The 3,000-nt window shown below is 45.4% G+C and carries 1 protein-coding gene; it reads right to left on the bottom strand.

Annotated elements, in window-relative coordinates:
* Nucleotides 1–120: 120 nt before the first annotated feature.
* Nucleotides 121–3,000: VCBS domain-containing protein (locus tag AB4558_RS18185; protein WP_372158966.1), on the bottom strand; the 2,880-nt coding region annotated here is incomplete at its 5' end.

Here is a 3,000-nt window from a genome sequence, read left to right on the forward strand (position 1 = left end):
GATGAACCTTTTTTTTGCCTATGATTCAGGTAATTTTTCTTCGGCTACTCCTGAGCGCAAAAAGCCCCCGAAACCGAGAGCTTTCATTACGTCAAGCTATGGAGCATTCCACGATGCCTATTAAGCTGCATCGTTTTTAATAAGCTCTCCCAATATTGCGAGATCATTACCAAGGTCAACTGAAGCACCCATTTCCGTAGTGATCCCTTCTATCACGATTGTTTGAACGTCGTCTCCACCATTGATTGGAATAGACAAAGCGATGTCTTCGCCATCGACCGACACTTCGATCATATCAAGAAGCTCGGCCATTTGAGTTTCGTCTTGTGGATCTTCAATCAGATCATTTAGGTCGATCAAATCACCAGAGCCATTGGTATAAAGCTCAAAGTCTTTAATGATGTCTGTACCATTATCGAGTGCAGAGTCTAACCAGGTGAAAATATTGTCATCGCTATCACCAATAAGCAGATCATTCCCAGAGCCCGCAAATAAAGGCTCGTTACTCGCAGCACTAGTCACGTTATATTGTTGTGGTTCTTCAATATCAACCGTCACCGTTTCGACTGTACTTTCAGCGCCATTTGAATCTACTGCGACATAGTCAAATTGAGGGTCATCGGTTACAGCTTCATTACCTTGTACGTAACGCAACTCCCAATTACCACCGGAAGATGAAAGCTCCATACCAACAATCGGATTACTTGGTGACGAGTAGCTGAACTCGTACAAGATCTGTTGGTTGCCTGTATCGCCTTCATCTTTTTGGTATTGCTCACTAGCTGTTGTCCCGTCAGCAAAGGTATAAATCACTTCAATATGTACACTGCTATTCGTATTGAACTCTCCGCCCAACCCATCTAATCCAAAATGAACAACATCAAGTGGGTTGTTGGTAAAGTCGATGATCAAGGTCTCCTGCATGTTCATACCTTTACCATCAGTATCACCAATCCCATAACCAACATGAGGCTGTTCACCTTGATACTGCTGTAGGGGTTTGTCGTTATTGTCGTCAATCGATAGCGTAATGGTATTTCCGTTAGCTAAGGTAATTAGCCTTTCGGTTGGTGATACCGCGACACCCCAATTATAGAAACCATCAACGAGATCTGGCATATCGTCTGGATCGCCACTAAAGCCCATTTCAAACATTTCTCCAGGCCCGGCAACGAAGCTGATATTGTTCGGAACAAACAACTCACCGTTATCAACATCAGACTGTACAATTTCTCTCGTGACGCCATTTTCGTCGGTATACAAGAGGCTGCCGTTGGTTGGCAAACTTTCGATTCGAATATTAAGTGGAATGTCGTCATGGTCATCTTCTATATCTGAGATGTAATCAGGCATGCCGCCATCTTCAGAATCGAAGAGAATAGGTATAATCGCGTCCTCATCATTAACGACCGTAAAGCTGGTCGCTTCAGGTGCGTCATTGACACCATTGATTGTTATCTCGATAACATGCTCTACACCATCGATCGCGGTTACCACATATCTTTCAATAACCGTGTCATCATCATTCAAGTATTGAACCGCATCGTTATCAACGACATAACTCCATGCGCCCTCTGGAGTAATCGTTAACATACCCAAAGCAAGTGCATAAGTAGACCCAATAGGGGTAAACACACCATTAGGTTTAAAGGCGGGCATGTCACTCGTGTCGACATCAGTAATCGTTAAAGTACCTGACGCTGAAAGTTCGTTAGTATCAGGATCGACATTAACATCTTCCGTCACCTCACCCAGGTCAGAATCACCTTCACCAACGGTAATCTCAGATGGATCATCGGCACCATTGATGGTGATGGTCACTTCGCTTGTGGTTCCGTCAATCGCAGTAACCGTGTAAACCTCAGTAACGAACTCATCGTCATCAAGATATTGCACATCATCGTTATCTACAACGTACGTCCATTCGCCATCATCGGTTATGGTCAACATACCTAACGCGGTCTCATTGGTTGAGCCTTCTGGATTAAACGTTCCGTTGGGTTCAAAAGCAGCGACATCGTTAGCATCAACATCAGTAATCGTCATTGTTCCCGTCGCCATCAAGTCGTTGCTTTCTGGATCGACATCGACATCTTCCGTCACCTCACCCATATCAGAGTCACCTTCACCAACGGTAATCTCGGATGGATCATCGGCACCGTTGATGGTTATGGTTACTTCACTTGTGGTTCCGTCAATAGCAGTAACCGTGTAAACCTCAGTGACGACCTCATCGTCGTCAAGGTATTGCACATCATCGTTGTCCACGACGTAAGTCCATGCTCCATCATCGGTTATGGTCAACATACCCAACGCGGTATCATTGGTCGAACCTTCCGGATTAAACGTTCCGTTGGGTTCAAAAGCAGCGACATCATTGGCATCAACATCAGTGATCGTCAATGTTCCTGTCGCCATCAAGTCATTGCTTTCAGGATCGACATCGACATCTTCCGTCACTTCACCCATGTCAGAATCACCTTCACCAACAGTAATCTCTGACGGATCATCGGCACCGTTGATGGTGATGGTCACTTCACTTGTGGTTCCGTCAATCGCAGTAACTGTATAAACCTCGGTAACGAACTCATCGTCATCAAGATATTGCACTTCATCGTTATCTACAACGTACGTCCATTCACCATCGTCGGTAATGGTCAACATACCCAACGCGGTATCATTGGTCGAACCTTCAGGGTTAAACGTTCCGTTAGGTTGAAAAGCCGCGACATCGTTAGCATCAACATCGGTAATCGTCAGTGTTCCCGTCGCCATCAAGTCGTTACTCTCCGGATCAACATCGACATCTTCCGTCACCTCACCCATGTCAGAGTCACCTTCGCCAACGGTGATCTCGGATGGATCATCAGCACCGTTAATGGTGATGGTTACTTCACTGGTGGTTCCGTCAATCGCAGTAACCGTGTAAACCTCGGTGACGAATTCATCGTCATCAAGATATTGCACATCGTCGTTGTCTACGACGTAAGTCCATGCTCC

This window comes from Vibrio sp. 10N.222.51.C5, assembly GCF_041474575.1.
Classification (GTDB): Bacteria; Pseudomonadota; Gammaproteobacteria; order Enterobacterales; family Vibrionaceae; genus Vibrio; species Vibrio crassostreae_C.